General features: G+C 61.0%; 16 protein-coding genes and 2 pseudogenes. 17 read left to right on the top strand and 1 reads right to left on the bottom strand.

Going from position 1 to position 17,573, the window contains the following annotated elements:
* Nucleotides 1-5: 5 nt before the first annotated feature.
* From ACAM51_RS08935 to ACAM51_RS08890, 10 genes and pseudogenes are all read left to right on the top strand, one after another.
* Nucleotides 6-1,835, top strand: coding sequence for a carbamoyltransferase (locus ACAM51_RS08935; protein WP_369643336.1), 1,830 nt, complete (start codon nt 6-8; stop codon nt 1,833-1,835).
* Nucleotides 1,835-2,254, top strand: coding sequence for an SxtJ family membrane protein (locus tag ACAM51_RS08930; RefSeq protein ID WP_369643335.1), 420 nt, complete (start codon nt 1,835-1,837; stop codon nt 2,252-2,254). The genes ACAM51_RS08935 and ACAM51_RS08930 overlap by 1 nt, the downstream gene beginning before the upstream one ends.
* On the top strand, nt 2,254-2,406 hold the full coding sequence (locus ACAM51_RS08925) for a DUF5989 family protein (protein ID WP_198928100.1): 153 nt from the start codon (nt 2,254-2,256) through the stop codon (nt 2,404-2,406). The genes ACAM51_RS08930 and ACAM51_RS08925 overlap by 1 nt, the downstream gene beginning before the upstream one ends.
* 4 nt (nt 2,407-2,410) lie before the next feature.
* Complete coding sequence (locus tag ACAM51_RS08920) at nt 2,411-3,550, top strand: SGNH/GDSL hydrolase family protein (protein WP_369643334.1); 1,140 nt, start codon at nt 2,411-2,413, stop codon at nt 3,548-3,550.
* A gap of 115 nt (nt 3,551-3,665) precedes the next feature.
* Nucleotides 3,666-4,495 (top strand): annotated as a pseudogene (locus ACAM51_RS08915) (IS5 family transposase); the annotation flags it as partial.
* A 160-nt stretch (nt 4,496-4,655) separates the two neighbouring features.
* Nucleotides 4,656-5,495, top strand: coding sequence for a hypothetical protein (locus ACAM51_RS08910; RefSeq protein ID WP_369643333.1), 840 nt, complete (start codon nt 4,656-4,658; stop codon nt 5,493-5,495).
* A 208-nt stretch (nt 5,496-5,703) separates the two neighbouring features.
* A pseudogene (locus tag ACAM51_RS08905) lies at nt 5,704-6,841 on the top strand (IS5 family transposase).
* Nucleotides 6,842-6,978: 137 nt separating this feature from the next.
* The gene (locus ACAM51_RS08900) at nt 6,979-7,518 is read left to right on the top strand and encodes a hypothetical protein (protein WP_369643794.1); all 540 of its coding nucleotides are present in this window, start codon (nt 6,979-6,981) and stop codon (nt 7,516-7,518) included.
* Between the two features lie 288 nt (nt 7,519-7,806).
* The gene (locus ACAM51_RS08895; RefSeq protein WP_218296067.1) at nt 7,807-8,928 is read left to right on the top strand and encodes a 3-deoxy-7-phosphoheptulonate synthase; all 1,122 of its coding nucleotides are present in this window, start codon (nt 7,807-7,809) and stop codon (nt 8,926-8,928) included.
* A gap of 116 nt (nt 8,929-9,044) precedes the next feature.
* Nucleotides 9,045-9,356, top strand: coding sequence for a hypothetical protein (locus ACAM51_RS08890; protein ID WP_218296066.1), 312 nt, complete (start codon nt 9,045-9,047; stop codon nt 9,354-9,356).
* A gap of 50 nt (nt 9,357-9,406) precedes the next feature.
* Here ACAM51_RS08890 and mpl read toward each other — a convergent pair whose 3' ends face one another.
* Entirely contained in the window at nt 9,407-10,831 is a 1,425-nt protein-coding gene (mpl, locus tag ACAM51_RS08885; RefSeq protein WP_218296065.1) for a UDP-N-acetylmuramate:L-alanyl-gamma-D-glutamyl-meso-diaminopimelate ligase, read from the bottom strand.
* 181 nt (nt 10,832-11,012) lie between these two features.
* Between mpl and ACAM51_RS08880 the strand changes: the two genes are divergently transcribed.
* The 7 genes from ACAM51_RS08880 to ACAM51_RS08850 all read left to right on the top strand — a co-directional run bounded on the left by ACAM51_RS08880 (nt 11,013) and on the right by ACAM51_RS08850 (nt 17,572).
* Nucleotides 11,013-11,612, top strand: a complete 600-nt coding sequence (locus ACAM51_RS08880) for a hypothetical protein (protein WP_369643332.1) — start codon at nt 11,013-11,015, stop codon at nt 11,610-11,612.
* Nucleotides 11,609-12,193, top strand: a complete 585-nt coding sequence (locus ACAM51_RS08875) for a TlpA family protein disulfide reductase (RefSeq protein ID WP_369643331.1) — start codon at nt 11,609-11,611, stop codon at nt 12,191-12,193. The genes ACAM51_RS08880 and ACAM51_RS08875 overlap by 4 nt, the downstream gene beginning before the upstream one ends.
* A 150-nt stretch (nt 12,194-12,343) precedes the next feature.
* Nucleotides 12,344-12,799 carry an acetyl-CoA carboxylase biotin carboxyl carrier protein gene (gene accB, locus ACAM51_RS08870; RefSeq protein ID WP_218296062.1) on the top strand — a complete coding sequence of 152 codons (456 nt, stop codon included), beginning with the start codon at nt 12,344-12,346 and terminating at the stop codon, nt 12,797-12,799.
* Nucleotides 12,800-12,806: 7 nt separating this feature from the next.
* On the top strand, nt 12,807-14,156 hold the full coding sequence (gene accC / locus ACAM51_RS08865; RefSeq protein ID WP_218296061.1) for an acetyl-CoA carboxylase biotin carboxylase subunit: 1,350 nt from the start codon (nt 12,807-12,809) through the stop codon (nt 14,154-14,156).
* 79 nt (nt 14,157-14,235) lie between these two features.
* Nucleotides 14,236-15,150, top strand: a complete 915-nt coding sequence (gene prmA / locus ACAM51_RS08860; protein WP_369643330.1) for a 50S ribosomal protein L11 methyltransferase — start codon at nt 14,236-14,238, stop codon at nt 15,148-15,150.
* A 55-nt stretch (nt 15,151-15,205) separates the two neighbouring features.
* Entirely contained in the window at nt 15,206-16,645 is a 1,440-nt protein-coding gene (locus ACAM51_RS08855) for a DUF3426 domain-containing protein (RefSeq protein ID WP_369643329.1), read from the top strand.
* Between the two features lie 30 nt (nt 16,646-16,675).
* Nucleotides 16,676-17,572 (top strand): carbohydrate kinase family protein, encoded by an 897-nt coding sequence (locus ACAM51_RS08850; protein WP_218296058.1) that lies wholly within the window; start codon nt 16,676-16,678, stop codon nt 17,570-17,572.
* Nucleotide 17,573 lies beyond the last annotated feature (1 nt).

The following is a 17,573-nucleotide window of genomic DNA, read 5'->3' as shown; positions in this document are numbered from 1 at the left end:
TTGCAATGAATATACTGGGAATATCTGCGTATTATCATGACAGCGCGGCAGCGCTATTGCGATCAGGCAGGATTATCGCTGCGGCTCAGGAAGAACGTTTCACGCGAAAAAAGCATGATGAACGATTTCCAAGAAATGCAATCCAGTACTGCTTGGCGGAGGCCAATGTTGGTGTGCATGAACTGGATTCCATTGTTTTTTATGACAAGCCCATCCTCAAGTTCGAGCGTTTGCTGGATACATATTTGAGCTATGCGCCCCGTGGGTTTCGTTCTTTTGTCATGGCCGTGCCTGTCTGGCTCAAGGAAAAGCTGTATCTGAAAAGGACACTCCGGCAGGAACTGGCCGGTCTGCTTTCCTGCAAGGAGTCGGAGCTTCCTCCCATCCTGTTCGCCGAGCACCATGAGTCGCATGCGGCATCCGCCTTCTATCCGAGCCCGTATGAAACGGCGGCCGTATTGTGCCTGGACGGAGTAGGTGAGTGGGCGACCACATCGGCCTGGCTGGGGAGAGGTTCGGAATTAACTCCTTTGTGGCAAATCGACTTCCCGCACTCGCTGGGGTTGTTGTATTCGGCATTCACCTATTACCTCGGGTTCAAGGTGAACTCGGGGGAGTACAAACTCATGGGCCTCGCGCCCTATGGGAAACCCATTTATACCCAGTTGATCTGGGATAACCTGATTGACCTCAAGGAGGATGGGAGTTTCCGCCTGAATCTGGACTACTTTGATTACTGCGCCGGATTGCGGATGACCAACCAGAAGTTCTCTGACCTGTTCGGTGGGCCGCCGCGAGACCCGGAGAGCGTGCCTACCCAGCGGGACATGGATCTGGCGGCATCCATCCAGGTGGTGACAGAAGACATCATCCTCAAACTGGCCCGGCAGCTGCAGAAAGACACGGGAGCCGAGTTTCTGTGCCTGGCCGGCGGGGTCGCCTTGAATTGCGTGGCCAATGGTCGCCTCTTGCGGGAGAACATTTTCAAGGATATCTGGATTCAACCCGCCGCCGGAGACGCAGGGGGCGCATTGGGCGCCGCCTACGCGGTCTATCATACCTACCGCAAACAAGACCGCATGTATGTGCCGGGTGTCGATCAGATGCAGGGTTCCTTGCTCGGGCCGCGTTATGAACAGGCCGAGATCGTCGCGAAACTCGATGAACTGGGGGCGCACTACACCGTGGTGGAGCCGGACCAACTGTCTGACACGGTGGCGGACCTGCTGGCCCGTGAGAAGGTGGTGGGCTGGTTTCAGAACCGGATGGAGTTCGGTCCCCGGGCGCTGGGCGCGCGGTCGATCATTGCGGATCCGCGCTCGAGTGCCATGCAGTCGCAGTTGAACCTGAAAATCAAGTTTCGCGAATCGTTCAGGCCTTTTGCCCCCGCCGTCAGGGAAGAGGCTGTGGGCCGGTACTTCCATCTGGACCGGCCGAGCCCCTACATGCTGTTGGTGGCGCAGGTCCATGAAGACATCCAGGCCCGGCCGGATCAGCCCCTGCATGGCTTGGCACAGCTGCATCAGGTCCGCTCGACGATTCCCGCTGTCACCCATGTGGATTATTCGGCACGCGTACAGACAGTGAGTAAAAGCAGCAATCCAGAATTCCACCGCCTGTTGAGCGCTTTTGAGCGCAAGACCGGTTGTTCGGTGTTGGTCAACACCTCGTTCAATGTGCGCGGTGAGCCTATCGTCTGCACCCCGGAAGACGCATTCCGCTGTTTCATGGGCACGGATATGGACTACCTGGTATTGGGCAATGTTCTGTTGTCCAAAGGTGCACAAAAGGATGTCAAGATTGCCGCCCGCAAGGGTGCACTGGCGCTGGATTGATGAATATGATCAAAAATAATACGGAAGTCGTCACCAGTGACAGCGAGCTGCGGAAATTCGGCTTTGTCATGGCAGGTTTTTTTGCCGTGGTTTTTGGCCTGTTTGTGCCCTGGTGGTGGTCTCTGAAATGGGCTTATTGGCCCTGGGGTGTCGCCGCAGTATTTCTGGTGTTGTCCGTTCTGAAACCGGTGGCCTTGAGTCTGGTGTACAAGGGCTGGATGCGGTTGGGCCGGGTGCTGGAGTGGGTGAATGTCAGAATTGTTCTGGGGGGTGTCTTCTTCTTGGTCTTCATGCCCTTGGGGATGATCATGCGACTGCTTGGAAAAGATACGCTGCAAAAAAACTGGGATAAACAGGCAGCGACATACCGAGTCAAAAAAATACCCAGGAAGGAAAATCACATGGAGCGTCAATTCTGATGTTGGAACTGATCAAGGAACTCATTCTGTTCTTCCGAGAGCACAAACGTTATGCACTGATCCCGGTGCTGTTGGTTTTGCTGCTGCTGGGAGCCCTCATCGTGTTCGGGCATGGCTCGGTATTTGCGCCTTTTATCTATACGCTGTTCTAGATCGATGAAGAAATTCATATACATTCTTTTTCCTTCGCTAGTTCTGTGTTCACTTGTGGCTTTGGGGTACTGGGTTGGGCTGTACACGGTCGCTGGACGGTTCGACAAAGTCATCCAGTGGGTGGAGCAAGGGGAGACCTTGGCGGGAGTGCTGGCAGTGACCCCTTTGAAGGATGAGCAGCGCAATCAATATGCGCGCGCTTACACCAGTTCTGCGCCGGATATCCGTTCCATCAGTTGGTCGGTCCCTAATCAACCGACTCCTTTTGTGGGCACTGCCCCTTCACCGGGGCAGCACCAAAATGCGCATATCAACTCCTGGCAGATGCGCAACCGCGAGGAACTCCAGATGCCCAAGCCACGGGGGGTTTATCGCATTTTTCTCACCGGGGGCTCCACCGCTTATGGATCGGGTGCTCCAAGTCAGGAGCAGACAATTGGCAGCCTCTTGAATGAACTGCTCAATAAAAATTTGCCAAAGCCGGGTGTGCGCTATGAGGTCTTTACTTTTGCCAATCCAGCCTGGGCTTCTACACACGAGCGGATTGCCATTGAGAACTATCTTTCTGAGCTGCAGCCAGATCTGGTGATTTCGCTGTCTGGAAACAATGACGTTTTTTGGGCAGACGCAGGCCGGAATGTTCTTTGGTTTAGTGCATTTTCGGATGATTATTTTAGAACACTGGCAAATACAGGTTTGAAGACGGCTGGTAGAAAGGAACTATCGGATTTGCCGCAGACACGTCCTCTGCCGCAGCCTGTACCCGTGCAGACGGTTGCCTATCGGCTTGAAAAGAATGTCCGATTAGGAGCGCATGCTCTTCAGGATGTAAATTGGGTGTTCTTTCTACAGCCTACTCTTTCTGTGACGAAAAAATCTTTAAGCTCACGTGAAAAAGATTTTCTCTCTAACTCTAAAGAATATTATTTGCAAAGCTACCAGGCAATTGCCGCAAGTCTGTCAGCCATCAGGCTGAAGAACTTCGAGTTTGTTGATATTTCTGGGGTCTTCGACCGCTACAGGGCCGAGGATGACATGTTTTTGGACCAGTTTCACTTTGGTGATAAGGGTAATGCCGTCATTGCGCAAGCCATTTTGGCTTCATTGGCTCCGCAAATAGAAGGCAGCGTGCGCAAACCGTAGCTACCAAGGAATGTCGTAGAAGTTTGACTTTTCAGGAGGTTGTCCACTGCAGATAATTTTGTTCATGGCCGGCGCTGTTGCGCAAACCGACCCCGTTGCACTGGGCACCTCGGGCATGAGTGAATCGAAAGGTCCAAAGACCCGCTACAAGACGACCAATGGGACTGCGTCCAACGCAGAACTGAACACGCGAGGGGCGTTGACGATTTAGTTCGACAAAGAAATGCGTTGGAACGGACCTGTTAGCATAAACGGGGCTGCCGGCAAATTTTCACGGATACGGTCATCCGGTTTTGCGTGGGCATCGAGTGTCTGCTTGGTATGTCATTGCGCCAGAGTCTGGAATTGGCGCAGAGCATGTTAGCGCAGGTCAAGCTTGATTGGAACGCTTCAGGCTTCACGGTCATCAGCCGCTGCCAAGAGGCACTGTAAGTGCGACAGCCTTGCCACTCAGCAGCACAGCGCTGGACCGACTGATGGGCGGAATAGGCATCCAGTTCCTGGATGAAGGGAGTGGAAACGAAAGACGCACAGTGCCGAGTCGGCAGTGGCGCAATGTGCACCTGAGCATTGATGCGAGCACGCCGGAGATACGGGCTATTGGGGCCACAGACAACAGCGTGGCGATGCGCCGGGGCTGCCCGAACTTCTGGAGCAAATGCCGCCTGATGAGCAAATAGCCAATGTGAGTACCGACGGGGCGTACGACGCCAAGGGCTACACACAGCAATCGCAAAAATGGGGCGCATTCTCCCGCGCAAGAAGGGAAAGCCCATGCAAAGAGCGCTTGGTGGGAGCGTCTGTGGGCAATAGTGCGCTGCGGGCCTGTCAAAGGCAGAGGGGGAAATCTGGAAGACGTGGAGCGGCTGCAAATGACGAGGCTTGGTGGCGACCAAGATGCACTGCTTCAAGAGGACGCGCCATGGGGTAAATGGCCTGGACATTTGAGCGCTAGGGAAATTACATGTGGCATTGCTCAACCGTTTCCCGCTCACTTGAGTGTCCGATTGCGGCGCCCGTGCCCGCTCTGACCTATCGCTTCTTGGCTTGCTTTGGATTGGTGTGACAAAGTCGTTTTGAATTCGCTCTTGTAAAATTATACTAAATGATAAAGCAAATATTTTCTGGCATTGTGAGTGCAAGCCTTGCTGCTTGTGGTGGCGTTGGCGCTCAGATCCAATCTTATATTGCCGATGATGTAATTCATCCTGCCTTGCAGGTCAATGGTTTTTGTTACTTTGATTGGTATAAGCCAGATAATATGCAAAAATCAAAGCATACTCTTGAGCAAGGGGGTGTTGTGCAGCTGCAGGCTAGGTTTCAGTGGCAGGTGCCAGGATATAATTCGAGACCGCTGACTGAGCATGGCATACTGGCATTTACCCAGGGGGAGTTTGCAGGAGAAGCTGCTATTTGTCCTTTTCAGGGCAATGCAGTCCAGCAGATGTTGAATTCGCCTGAACATCCTAGCAGGCAATGGCTTTTTAAATATGGTGCTGGATTAATAATTACTCCAAATGGTCTGGGTTTTGAGTTGTGGAATGGAGATAAAACTGCATATGCTTGGGATCAGACCAATAATCGCTGTATGCAAAGCACTGTAACCGGGGGTACTTCCCTCAATTGCTTGTCAAACAACCCAACGTCGGATTCATATATCACCGAGGCTGACTTTACCCTTGCCCAAGAGGAGTACTACTGGGTTCGGTTGACAATGCAAGGGTTTGTAGTCTCAGGGCGGCATTGGACTAAAATGCGAGGAGAACTCATTCAAGAAAAACCCTCTGGTGCTGTGGTCGTGCAGCATGGGAGTGTTAATTTTTTAACGGATTCTTACTTTCCCCTCAACGCCCCAATTTTTGGGACAATGGCAAGATCTAGCCCCGGCAGCAACTTTTACAGTCCAACTAAGGTAAAAGCGTGGATGTTTGACGGAGGTTTTTAAGCTCGGTGAGCGAGAGGGAAATTCCGTGAACTCAGAAGTGAAGTGCAACACTGTGGATTTCATCGAATGAGGCTGGAGTGCTGTGAGCTGTTAATAGGTAGCTCACGGTTTGCAGTTAAGGGTAGTCGTAGTCCCGGGGATGTCCTGAATAAGGGAATCTCTAAAACCCCCTGTCCGAGACCACACCAGCCAACGCGACAATCGCCGCATGAGCAAACCCAAAATACAAGCGCACAGAGCCCTTCAGATGGACCTCTTTGCAGATGCTGCGCGCAAGAAAAAGATCCAGACTTGGGCGATCCACTGCAGGTCATCGCCCGGCAAATCGACTTTGACCACCTCACGCAGGTCATTGATGAACTGCTGCCCAGAGGGGGACGCCCGCCGGGGGGCATCCCGCATGCCCCACGGCGGTCATGGTGCGCAGCCTGATCCTGAAGTGTTTGTAGAACCTCAGCGATGAGCAGATGGAGTACGAGTTGCTTGACCGCATGAGCATCAGCGCTTTTGCCTGTTCGCCAACAGTGCCAACGATCTCTGATCGCAACACCCTCTGGCACCACCAGCAGCGCTTGGGCGGCGACGGAGTGACAGCACTGTTTCAGGCGTTGGACGGCCAACTGCTGCAGCGCGGCTACTTGGTTCGCTGCGGGCAGATCATCGACGCCACGCTAGTGCCCGCACCCATCCAGCACTTCACCAAAGAAGACAAGACCCAGCTTGAGCAAGGCAACATCCCCAGCGACTGGAGCGAGGCCAAGCGCAGGCTAAAAGATCTGGATGCTCCCACACCAAGAAGCATGGCAAGGGCTACCACGGCTTTAAGCTGAGAGGATCAGCGTGGATATGCGCCACAAATTTATCCGCAAAAATCACCACTGGCACGGTTTGCGAACATGACAGCGCGCACTTCGATGAAGTGCTCGATGAGCACAACACCAGCCGCGATCTGTATGCTGACCGCGGCGCCCCCAGCGCACAGCGCAGCCAGATGCCCAAGGCCCAGGGGCTACAAAGAGCGTATCCAGCGCAAGGCCAAGGCAGGCCAGGCGCTCAGCGAATGCAAGAAGGGGCGCAGCAAACGCACCGCGAAGACCCGACCCCCGGGTGGAGCACCCCTTTGCGCAGATGCGCCACATGGGAGGCAAGCTCATCCGCAAATCGGTCAGGCCCACGCCACAGTGGCGATGACAATGATGGCCACTTGCTACAACCCTCCAGCGCCTGGTCGATTTCTTGGATGAAAGGGTGGGGGTGCTTTTTGCAAGATCATGCCCTCAAGGACAGAAGTACGCCCGCAGGGGATAACTGTGAGAAATTGGATGAGCAATACGCCCCAAGGGTAGTTGCCGAAATGATGGTTAATCCCGGAAGACTGGTCCGAGCTTTTGCCCGCACCTCACCGGCGGTGCCCGAATTTGCTAAGACAGTCCAGTGCCAAACGAGTCGGCGAGTGATCGGCTACATGGCGGACAATGGATCTATGCCCGCTACGCGCCCCAGTCAGCTATTGACCCTTCAATCATTTGGAGACATCAGCCGCTTTCTGCGTGAAGGCGTGGCTGACGAGGAATCTCGCCAGTTGCGTGATAGCTTGAGTGCGCTCTCAACGCAGATCGACGAGGCGGTGCGCACCCGCCGCACCAGCACCGATACCACTGTCATTACCCGGCGAGTGCTGGCTTTGTCGCATTGCGCTCGCGAGCACTGGCTGTTCCTGACGGGACTGGGATCGGCCTGGCAGGCGTTGTACGAGTTTGAGGCCTACCAGCGCGCGCTGCGTGAGCTGCGCAACGCGATCACGGACTGGCAGCAGATGCTGGAGCGCCGTAGCCCGAAGGAGAGTGCAAGCTTCGACCAGTTTGAGCTTTTGGCCTGGCGCACGCTGGGCGAGGCACTGCTGCTCATCGACATGTATGAGCACCAGAGCGATCCCCTCAGTGACCAGCAGGATCCGGCGCCGCCGCGTAAGCTGTCAGCTCTGCAGCGTTTGCGCGCTTGGTTTCGTTGCTGGAGGCGGTGAATCAGGGGGAGGGAAGTGGATGCCTGGTAGGCATCCGGACTACCAGCGCTGTAGCGCCATCGCAACACACCAAACTTGCCGCACTCCTGTGCTACATTGGTCGCCATGCAAGTTCGCAGCGCGTTTTATTTTTGGTTTTTTATCTCGGTCCCCGGCGGATGAGAGGAAAACGCGCAAGCTGACACAACCTTCCCATACCAACCGCCGACGCTGCAAAGCCCGGCGGTTTTTGTTTTTCCGCCCTCCCGTTTTTCCATCCACTTCAACTGACTCCACGAGGAAGCAACCATGACGGCCCCTACCACCCCCACCAGCGATGCCTGGTACCGCAGCGTCGAGAAAACCAGCCAGACCGACGACGAACGTATCAAGGACATCACCGTGTTGCCTCCTCCAGAGCACCTGATCCGCTTTTTCCCGATCCGCGGCACGCCGGTCGAGACGCTGATCACCCAGACCCGCAAGAACATCCACAACATCATGGCGGGCAAGGACGACCGCCTGCTGGTCGTCATCGGGCCGTGTTCCATCCACGATCCGGCCGCTGCCCTGGAATATGCACGCCGCCTGATGGCCGTGCGCGCGCAGTACGCCGACACCCTGGAAATCGTGATGCGCGTGTACTTCGAGAAGCCGCGCACCACGGTGGGGTGGAAGGGCCTCATCAACGATCCCTACCTCGATGAGACCTACCGCATCGACGAAGGGCTGCGCATCGCGCGGCAGTTGCTGATCGACATCAACCGACTGGGCATGCCGGCGGGCAGCGAGTTCCTGGACGTGATCTCGCCCCAGTACATCGGCGATCTCATCAGCTGGGGCGCGATCGGTGCCCGCACCACCGAGAGCCAGGTGCACCGCGAACTGGCGTCCGGCATCTCGGCGCCCATTGGCTTCAAGAACGGCACGGACGGCAACATCCGCATCGCCACCGATGCCATCCAGTCGGCCAGCCGGGGCCACCACTTCCTGTCGGTGCACAAGAACGGCCAGGTGGCCATCGTCAACACCAAGGGCAACAAGGACTGCCATGTGATCCTGCGGGGTGGCAAGGCTCCCAACTATGACGCCGCCAGCGTGGCCGCTGCCTGCAAGGACCTCGAGGCCGCCAAGCTGCCCGCGACGCTGATGGTGGACTGCAGCCATGCCAACAGCAGCAAGCAGCATGAAAAGCAGCTGGACGTGGCACGCGACATCGCGGCGCAGCTTGCCGGCGGATCGCGCAGCGTGTTCGGTCTCATGATCGAAAGCCATCTCATCGCCGGTGCCCAGAAGTTCTCGCCCGGCAAGGACCAGCCCGGCGCGCTGGAGTACGGCAAGAGCATCACGGACGCCTGCCTGGGGTGGGATGACTCGCTGGTGTCGCTCGCCGAGCTGTCCGACGCGGTCAAGGCGCGCCGCGCGCGTTGACGGCGGACCGGCCGATGGTCCGCGCCGCAGGCGGGAGGCCCTAAACTGCAAGCCTGTGGCGGCCCGCGCGATGACGCACGGGAAGCACCACGGCTTCAGAAGAAAGGCAAACCATCATGCACAGCGAAGTGTCGGTCCATCTGGCCGGAAACCAGGAATTCCGTTTCGATCTGGAGGGCGCCGAGCCCATGGGCCATGAGGCCGGAAGGCGCTGGCTCGACGACCAGTTCACCGCGCTCGATTGCGAACCCCTGCGCGCCAGCGGCAAGGTGCTGCTGGCCGACAAGGTGCTTACCGTCGCACGCGCGGCAGGGGCCTCGCTCCTGGCCGATCCGGCATGGTCACGCGACTTTGCGCGGGCCGCCAGCGCCGCCCTGGCCAAGCCGGTGGTGCGCGTGGACGTGCCGGGCATGGCCGTGTCGTTCTGACCCTTTTGAATAAAACAGGGTCCTGGCGCTTGTCATACAAGCGCAGGCAGCTATTTATTTTGTAGCGAATCCAGCAGCTTCGCATGGATTCCGCCAAATCCGCCGTTGCTCATGCACACGATGTGGTCACCCGGGCGGGCTGCCGCGGTGACTTGCTGCACCAGGGTGGCGATGTCGCCGGCAGTCTGTGCCCGCAGGCCGGGGCCCACGCCCAGGGGGGCGAGGGCTTCGGCCGCATCCCAGTCCAGCCCGGCCGTGTGGCAGAACGCGAGATCGGCGGGTTCCAGCGCCCACGGCAACTGCGCCTTCATCGCGCCCAGCTTCATGGTGTTGCTGCGGGGCTCGAACACCGCGAGGATGCGCACGCCGTGGCCCAGGCTGCGGCGCAGGCCGTCCAGGGTGGTTCTCAGGGCGGTGGGGTGGTGCGCGAAGTCGTCATACACGGCAATCCCGTGCACGGTCCCGCGCAGCTCCATGCGCCGCTTCACATTCTGGAAGGCCGCCAGTGCCGTGGCCGCCTGCTGGGGGCTGACGCCCACATGGTGCGCGGCGGCAATGGCCGCCAGCGCGTTGAGCTGGTTGTGCACGCCGGTCAGCGCCCACTCCACCCGGGCCACCTTGCGTCCCTGGTGCAGCACATCAAACGCCTGGGGATCGCCCTCGGCCGAAAAGTCGCTGACGGCCTCCCCAAAGCTGGCCACCTCGCTCCAGCAACCCGTGTGCAGCACGCGGGCGAGGCTTTCCTCGAGGCCGTTGACGACCACCCGGCCCGACGGGGGCACGGTGCGCACGAGGTGGTGGAACTGCCGCTCGATGGCTCCCAGGTCGTCAAAGATGTCCGCGTGGTCGAACTCCAGGTTGTTCAGCACGGCGGTGCGGGGCCGGTAGTGCACGAATTTGCTGCGCTTGTCGAAGAACGCGGTGTCGTATTCGTCCGCCTCGATCACGAACAGCGGCGCCGCACCGAGTGGCGAGGGCGCGGGCACCGGGCGCCGGGGTGCGCCCAGCCGGGCCGACAACCCGAAATTGAGGGGTACGCCGCCAATCAGAAAGCCCGGCTGCTGGCCCGCGCTTTCCAGGATCCAGGCCAGCATCGAGGTTGTCGTCGTCTTGCCATGGGTGCCCGCGACCGCGAGCACGTGGCGGCCTTGCAGCACCTGTTCGGCCAGCCACTGGGGGCCGCTGGTGTAGGGCAGGCCGGCGTCCAGGATGGCTTCCATCAGGGGAAACTTGGGCGATCCATCGGGCTGCCGAACCCGGCTGACCACGTTGCCGACCACAAACACATCGGGCTGCAGGGCAAGCTGGTCGGCGCCGAACCCTTCGATCAGGTCGATGCCCAGCGCGCGGAGCTGGTCGCTCATCGGCGGATAGACCCCCGCATCGCAGCCCGTCACCTTGTGGCCCGCCTCGCGTGCGAGTGCGGCGAGGCCTCCCATGAACGTGCCGCAAATGCCCAGTATGTGTATATGCATGGGCGCAGATTCTAAGGTTCAACAGAAAACGGGGCTCCAGCGCTTGGCTGGCAAGCGCAAGAAGCTATGAAAAATATAGTAAATGCGGGTGTGGCCGGAGTGGGGACTAGGGTCAACCCGTAGTCCTGGTGGGCGGTTCGGGCCACAATGCGGTTTCGTTCCTTGCTGCCTTCCCACTGCCATGCACACACCTTTGAGCGACGAAATCGCCCACACCACGGCCCGGCTGGTGGTGGAGGAAGGGCTTGAATGGGGCCCGGCCAAGCGCCGGGCGCTGCGCCAGATGGGGCTGCCCGCCCGCACCGCCCTGCCGGACAACGACCAGGTCGAGGCCGCGGTGCGGGAGTACATCCAGCTTTTCTGTGCCGACACCCAGCCGCGCGAGTTGCGGGCGCTGCGCCAGCTCGCCCTGGTGTGGATGGAGCGCATGGCGGCCTTCCGCCCCCATCTGGCGGGCGCGGTCTGGCATGGAACGGCCACGCGGTTGTCCGATATTTATCTGCAATTGTTCTGCGATGACCCGAAATCGGCAGAAATAGCCCTGATCGACCACCACGTCGACTATGAACCGCGCACGGTGACCGGTTTCCATGGCGAGTCGGTCGAAGCATTGAGCCTGGGCAGCAAATCCCCCGAACTCAATGAGATGATCGGGGTGCACCTGCTGATCTATGACCTTGACGACCTGCGCGGCGCCTTGCGCCCGGACGCGAAGGGACGTGTGCCGCGGGGCGACATGACCGCCGTACGGCGCCTGCTCCAGGAAACCCCAGCCCCATGACGACACCTTCTTCCGATCACCCTGCCTCTGCGGCCCCCGTCCCTGGCACTGCGCCCGCAGCCTCCCGCAGGCGCCTGCTCTATGCGGGTGTGGCGGGCGCCGCCGCGCTGGGCGGCGCGGGCCTGGCCTGGTGGAAATTCCAGCCCCACGCGATGGAGCAGGGGGCCGAGCAAGCGCTCTGGACCATGGAATTCGAAAAACCGGAAGGCGGCTCGGTGGCGCTCAAGTCGCTGGCCGGCAAACCCTTGTTGCTGAACTTCTGGGCGACGTGGTGCCCGCCTTGCGTGGAGGAGCTTCCCATGCTCAATGCCTTCTACCGCGAACATGGAGCGAACGGATGGCAAGTTCTTGGATTGGCCATCGACCAGCCGTCCGCCGTGCGCAAATTCCTGCAGCGCATCCCGCTGGAATTCCCTGTGGGGCTGGCCGGCCTGGGCGGCACGGACCTGGGCAGATCGCTGGGCAATCTCACGGGAGGTTTGCCGTTCACCGTGGTCCTGGGCGGCAGCGGCCGTGTCCTGCATCGTAAAATGGGGCAGATCACCCCGCAGGACCTGCAGCGCTGGGCCGCCTTGCGCTGACCCCTCGCACCGGCCGTCTGGCGGTTCCGCTGGGATATCCGGGGGTTATTGGCATGATGTAGTTCATGAAAAATACCCGTGGAAGACGGTGATAGGCCGAAATTGGAGTAAATTCGCGCCCTATTCAGTTTTATAGCCGTTGGAGCTCCCATGGATCTGCGAAAACTCAAAACCCTCATCGATCTCGTGTCCGAGTCGAACGTATCCGAACTCGAAATCACGGAGGCCGAGGGCAAAGTCCGCATCGTCAAGAGCGTGGGGGGCGTGGTTCAGCAGTATGTGCCCGCCCCGGTGCAGGCGCCTGCCGCCCCCGCACCCGCCGCCGCGCAGGTGGCCGAGCTGCCTGCGCCTTCCGCACCCGCAGCCCCTGCGGGCCACATCGTCAAGTCGCCCATGGTCGGTACGTTCTACCGCTCCTCCAGCCCCGGCGCGAAGGCTTTTGTCGAAGTGGGCAGCCAGGTCAAGGAAGGCGAGACCATCTGCATCATCGAGGCGATGAAGATCCTCAACGAGATCGAGGCCGACAAGTCGGGCACGGTCACCCGCATCCTGGGCGAAAACGGCCAGGCCGTGGAATACGGACAGCCGCTGTTCGTGATCGAATAAGGCGCTCATGTTCAAGAAGATTCTTGTTGCCAATCGCGGCGAAATCGCGCTGCGCATCCAGCGCGCCTGCCATGAGCTGGGCGTGAAGGCGGTGATGGTCTACTCCGAGGCCGACCGCGACGCCAAGTACGTCAAGCTGGCGGAAGAAGCGGTGTGCATCGGCCCCGCCCCGTCCCCGCTGTCCTACCTCAACATGCCCGCCATCATCTCGGCCGCCGAGGTGACCGATGCCGAGGCCATCCACCCCGGCTACGGCTTCCTGTCCGAGAACGCGGACTTCGCCGAGCGCGTGGAAAAGAGTGGGTTCCAGTTCATCGGCCCCACGCCCGAGTCCATCCGCATCATGGGCGACAAGGTCTCGGCCAAGCAGGCCATGATCCGCGCGGGCGTGCCCTGCGTGCCCGGCTCCGAGGGCGAGTTGCCCGATGACCCGGTGCAGATCCGCCGCATCGCCAAGGCCGTGGGCTACCCCGTGATCATCAAGGCCGCCGGCGGCGGCGGTGGCCGCGGCATGCGCGTGGTGCACACCGAAGCCGCCCTGGTCAATGCCGTGCAGATGACCAAGGCCGAAGCGGGCGCCGCCTTCGGCAATCCTGCGGTGTACATGGAGAAGTTCCTCCAGAACCCGCGCCACATCGAGATCCAGATCCTGGCCGACAAGCACCGCAACGCGGTCTACCTGGGCGAGCGCGATTGCTCCATGCAGCGCCGCCACCAGAAGGTCATCGAAGAGGCGCCGGCACCCGGCATCCCCCGCAAGCTGATCGAAAAGATCGGCGAGCGCTGCGTGGCGGCCTGCAAGAAGATCGGCTACCGCGGCGCGGGCACGTTCGAGTTCCTGTATGAGAACGGCGAGTTCTACTTCATCGAGATGAACACGCGCGTGCAGGTCGAGCACCCCGTGACCGAGTGGATCACCGGCGTGGACATCGTGAAGACGCAGATCATGGTCGCCGCGGGCGAGAAGCTGCCGTTCACCCAGCGCCAGATCGAGATCCGGGGCCATGCCATCGAGTGCCGGATCAATGCGGAAGACCCCTACAAGTTCATCCCCTCGCCCGGGCGCATCACCACCTGGCACCCACCGGGCGGCCCCGGCGTGCGCGTGGATTCACATGCGTACACCAACTACTTCGTGCCGCCCAACTACGACTCGATGATCGGCAAGATCATCGTGCACGGCGACACGCGCGAGCAGGCCCTGGCCCGCATGCGCACGGCGCTGAACGAGACCGTGATCGAAGGCATCAACACCAACGTGCCGCTGCACCGCGAGCTGATGGTGGACGCCAAGTTCATGGCCGGCGGCACCAACATCCACTATCTGGAAGAGTGGCTGTCGCAGCACAAGCGCTGAGATTGCGGCTGCGCACGGTCATTCGCATGCTGGCTCCTGGCGACGGGTGCCAGCATTTCATTTTTTCTGAGAGGCGCCTATGTTTGAGCTGAGCCTGATGTGCCCCGAGGACCGGATCGAAGCGGTCAGCGATGCCCTGGATGCACTGGATGCACTGAGCGTGTCGGTGGAGGATGCCGATGCGCAGACCGATGCCGAACAGGCCCTGTTCGGCGAGCCTGGCATGCCGCCGCCCAAGGATGGCTGGCAGCGCAGCCGGGTGACGGCGCTCTTCCCCTCCGAAGGGGCTGCGCGCGATGCGCAGCAGCTGCTGGCCGTGCAGGACTTCTTTGCCGGCTGCCAGGTCCTGGGTGTGTCCCAGGTGGCCGACCAGGACTGGGTGCGCCTGACGCAATCGCAGTTCGCACCCGTGGACATCACCCCGGACTTCTGGATCGTTCCCACCTGGCATGAACTGCCGGCGCAGGCGAAGCGCAGCATCCGGCTGGACCCGGGCCTGGCCTTCGGCACCGGCACCCATCCCACGACACGCATGTGCCTGCGCTGGATTGCCCGCAACGGTGCCACCGAGTCGTCCATGGGCAATCCGCTGGGCCGGGTTCTGGACTATGGCTGCGGCTCCGGCATCCTGGCGATTGGCGCGGCGAAGTTTGGCGCCACGGACATTGATGCGGTGGATATCGATCCTGCCGCCGTGGAATCCACGGCGCTGAACGCGCAAGCCAATGAGGTGCAGCTGCATGCCGGCTTGCCCGACAAGGCCCGGGGCGCATACCAGACCGTGCTGGCGAACATACTTGCCACCCCCTTGCGGGTGCTCGCGCCCCTCCTGTGCGGGCATGTGATGCCGGGCGGGCACCTGGTGCTGGCGGGCATCCTGGAGCGCCAGGCCGATGAGCTGAAAGAAGCCTATGCACCCTGGGTTCGGCTCGAGGTGGCCGACCTGGAGGACGGCTGGATCCTGATGACCGCACGGCGCGACGAGGCGGCGTAGGCAGAGCCACACGCTCGGCGGGGTTGCGTGCGCCGCTATCTACAATCCATCGCTGATGAGCCAGATCACTCGCTGCCCGTCCTGTCTTACCTCCTTCAAGGTGGTGGCAGACCAATTGCGCATCTCCGAAGGATGGGTGCGCTGCGGCCAATGCAAAGAGGTTTTCGATGCGTCGGCGCATCTGCTGCCAGCGGCCCCTCCCGCGCTTTTGCCGGATGTGTCCTTGACCGACGTGCGTCCGCCGCCGGTGCCCGTGGCGCGCAGGGCGGATGCCGAGCGCGCATGGGGCGAGCCTTTCTCTCCACCGCCTGCTTCACCGTCTCCGGCGGTGTCGCCGGCAAGCGGGCCCGCGCCGGCCGCGCTTCCGCAATTGCCCGCGACCCCTGTCCTGGATGTCCCTCAGCCGGCGGTGCCTGCCTTTCTTGCCGCGGCAAGCGGGGAGGTGGCTGACGGCGAGGACGCCCGCATGGCGCGCCTGACGCGATTTGCGTGGCGTCCGGAAGATTCTTCGTCGCCTGGCAGTCCCGATGGCGCGGCACCGGCTCCGGTGCCGCCTCCCGCCGCCGTGGTCTCGGATCCCTTGCCTGCCGCACGGCCGGATGTGGCCGTTGAGTCCGTGCCGGGCGGGTATGAATTGCCGTACGCCGCGTTGCGAGACCCCGAGGAGGAGCCTGAACCGGTTTCGCCAGCGGCCCTGACCGACATGGGCTATCCAGCGCTCGAGTTGCCTGTGAAACCGGCGGCCGCCTCCGCGCCGGAGGATGACGGTGGCTTCGAGGTGGCACCCGCCGCGCCGGAGGGCACCGCAGAGCCCCTGCCGCCAGTGGAGTTTGTGCGGGAGTCCGTGGTGCCCGGGCCGGAAGCCTTGGCGCTCGTGGAGGACCGTTCTCCCGCAGCCGTCTTGCTGGCGCCCTCGCGCAATTCGCCCCGGGATGCGCCAGACCTGGATGACGACGAAGACGAGGGAGTGGATGCTGGGCAGGAGGTCAGCTTTGTCGTCGCGGCGCGGCGAAAGGCGTTCTGGCGCAAGCCGATGGTGCGCGTGGGGCTTGCCCTCGTGCTGTTGTTGTCGGTCGCGGCGCTCGCGCTGCAGGTCGCCATTCAGGAGCGTGACCGCGTGGCGGCGATGGATCCGCGCACAAGGCCATGGTTGATGGCGTTGTGCGTTCCGTTGCAATGCCAGATTGCGCCGCAACGCCAGATTGCGGATGTGGTCATCGACAGCTCCTCCTTCAACAAGGCCCGGGGTGACAGCTATCAGCTGGCCCTGGCCATGAAGAGCAAGGCCTCGATACCCCTGGCCATGCCCGCCGTGGAGCTGACCCTGACGGACGCGCAGGACCAGCCCGTTCTCCGGCGTGTCCTGCTGCCGGCCGATCTGGGGGCTCCGATGGAGCTGCCGGCGCGCGGTGAATGGAGCGCCTCGGTGTCGGTGATCGTGACCACTGGCGGGGCGCGTGTGGCCGGCTATCGGCTGCTGGCGTTCTATCCCTGATACTGATTTCTACCAACCTACTTTTCTGATATGGCTGCCCTTATTTGCGGTTCCCTGGCATTCGACACCATCATGACCTTCGAGGGCCGCTTCGCCGAGCAGATACTGCCGGACCAGCTGCACATCCTGAATGTCTCTTTCCTGGTGCCTTCGTTGCGCCGTGATTTCGGGGGGTGCGCGGGCAACATCGCGTACAGCCTCAAGCTGCTGGGCGGCGAACCATTGCCCATGGCGACATTGGGAAGCGACGGAGCGGACTACTTGCAGCGGCTGCGAACGCTGGGCATCAGCACCGAATTTGTGCGGCAAGTGGACGACAGCTTCACGGCCCAGGCCATGATCATGAACGACCGTGACAACAACCAGATCACGGCTTTCCATCCCGGGGCGATGCAGCAGGCGCACATCACGCGCGTTGCCGCGCGCGGAGACATCCGCCTTGGCATCGTCGCACCCGACGGGCGTGAGGCGATGCTGCAGCATGCAGAGCAATTCAAGGCGGCGGATATTCCCTTTGTGTTCGATCCTGGCCAGGGCCTGCCCATGTTCGACGGCAAGGAGCTTGCGCATTTCGTGGATCTTGCCAGCTGGGTGGTGGTCAACGACTACGAGGGGAAAATGCTCTCGCAGCGCACGGGCTGGAGCCTGGCCGACATCTCCCGGCGCGTGCGCGGGCTGGTCGTGACCCTGGCTGCGGAAGGCTGCGAAGTCTGGATTGACGGCGAGCGCGAGCATGTGCCGGCCGCGAAGCCGGCCGCCGTGGTCGAGCCCACGGGTTGTGGCGATGCCTGGCGTGGCGCGCTGTTGTTCGGCCTGGAAAAGGGCTGGCCGTTGGCCCGCTGTGCCGAATTGGGCAACCGGGTCGGGGCCCTCAAGATTGCGCAGCGCGGCCCGCAGAACTACACGCTGGATTTCACCCCCGCGTGAG

Source organism: Acidovorax sp. A79, from assembly GCF_041154505.1.
Lineage (GTDB): Bacteria > Pseudomonadota > Gammaproteobacteria > Burkholderiales > Burkholderiaceae_C > Acidovorax.
This window is presented reverse-complemented; position numbering and strand designations above follow the sequence as displayed.

Coding starts and splice junctions, on each gene's coding strand:
- ACAM51_RS08935 (WP_369643336.1), top strand. CDS start 6: ATGAATATACTGGGAATATCTGCGTATTATCATGACAGCGCGGCAGCG.
- ACAM51_RS08930 (WP_369643335.1), top strand. CDS start 1,835: ATGAATATGATCAAAAATAATACGGAAGTCGTCACCAGTGACAGCGAG.
- ACAM51_RS08925 (WP_198928100.1), top strand. CDS start 2,254: ATGTTGGAACTGATCAAGGAACTCATTCTGTTCTTCCGAGAGCACAAA.
- ACAM51_RS08920 (WP_369643334.1), top strand. CDS start 2,411: ATGAAGAAATTCATATACATTCTTTTTCCTTCGCTAGTTCTGTGTTCA.
- ACAM51_RS08910 (WP_369643333.1), top strand. CDS start 4,656: ATGATAAAGCAAATATTTTCTGGCATTGTGAGTGCAAGCCTTGCTGCT.
- ACAM51_RS08900 (WP_369643794.1), top strand. CDS start 6,979: ATGCCCGCTACGCGCCCCAGTCAGCTATTGACCCTTCAATCATTTGGA.
- ACAM51_RS08895 (WP_218296067.1), top strand. CDS start 7,807: ATGACGGCCCCTACCACCCCCACCAGCGATGCCTGGTACCGCAGCGTC.
- ACAM51_RS08890 (WP_218296066.1), top strand. CDS start 9,045: ATGCACAGCGAAGTGTCGGTCCATCTGGCCGGAAACCAGGAATTCCGT.
- mpl (WP_218296065.1), bottom strand. CDS start 10,831: ATGCATATACACATACTGGGCATTTGCGGCACGTTCATGGGAGGCCTC.
- ACAM51_RS08880 (WP_369643332.1), top strand. CDS start 11,013: ATGCACACACCTTTGAGCGACGAAATCGCCCACACCACGGCCCGGCTG.
- ACAM51_RS08875 (WP_369643331.1), top strand. CDS start 11,609: ATGACGACACCTTCTTCCGATCACCCTGCCTCTGCGGCCCCCGTCCCT.
- accB (WP_218296062.1), top strand. CDS start 12,344: ATGGATCTGCGAAAACTCAAAACCCTCATCGATCTCGTGTCCGAGTCG.
- accC (WP_218296061.1), top strand. CDS start 12,807: ATGTTCAAGAAGATTCTTGTTGCCAATCGCGGCGAAATCGCGCTGCGC.
- prmA (WP_369643330.1), top strand. CDS start 14,236: ATGTTTGAGCTGAGCCTGATGTGCCCCGAGGACCGGATCGAAGCGGTC.
- ACAM51_RS08855 (WP_369643329.1), top strand. CDS start 15,206: ATGAGCCAGATCACTCGCTGCCCGTCCTGTCTTACCTCCTTCAAGGTG.
- ACAM51_RS08850 (WP_218296058.1), top strand. CDS start 16,676: ATGGCTGCCCTTATTTGCGGTTCCCTGGCATTCGACACCATCATGACC.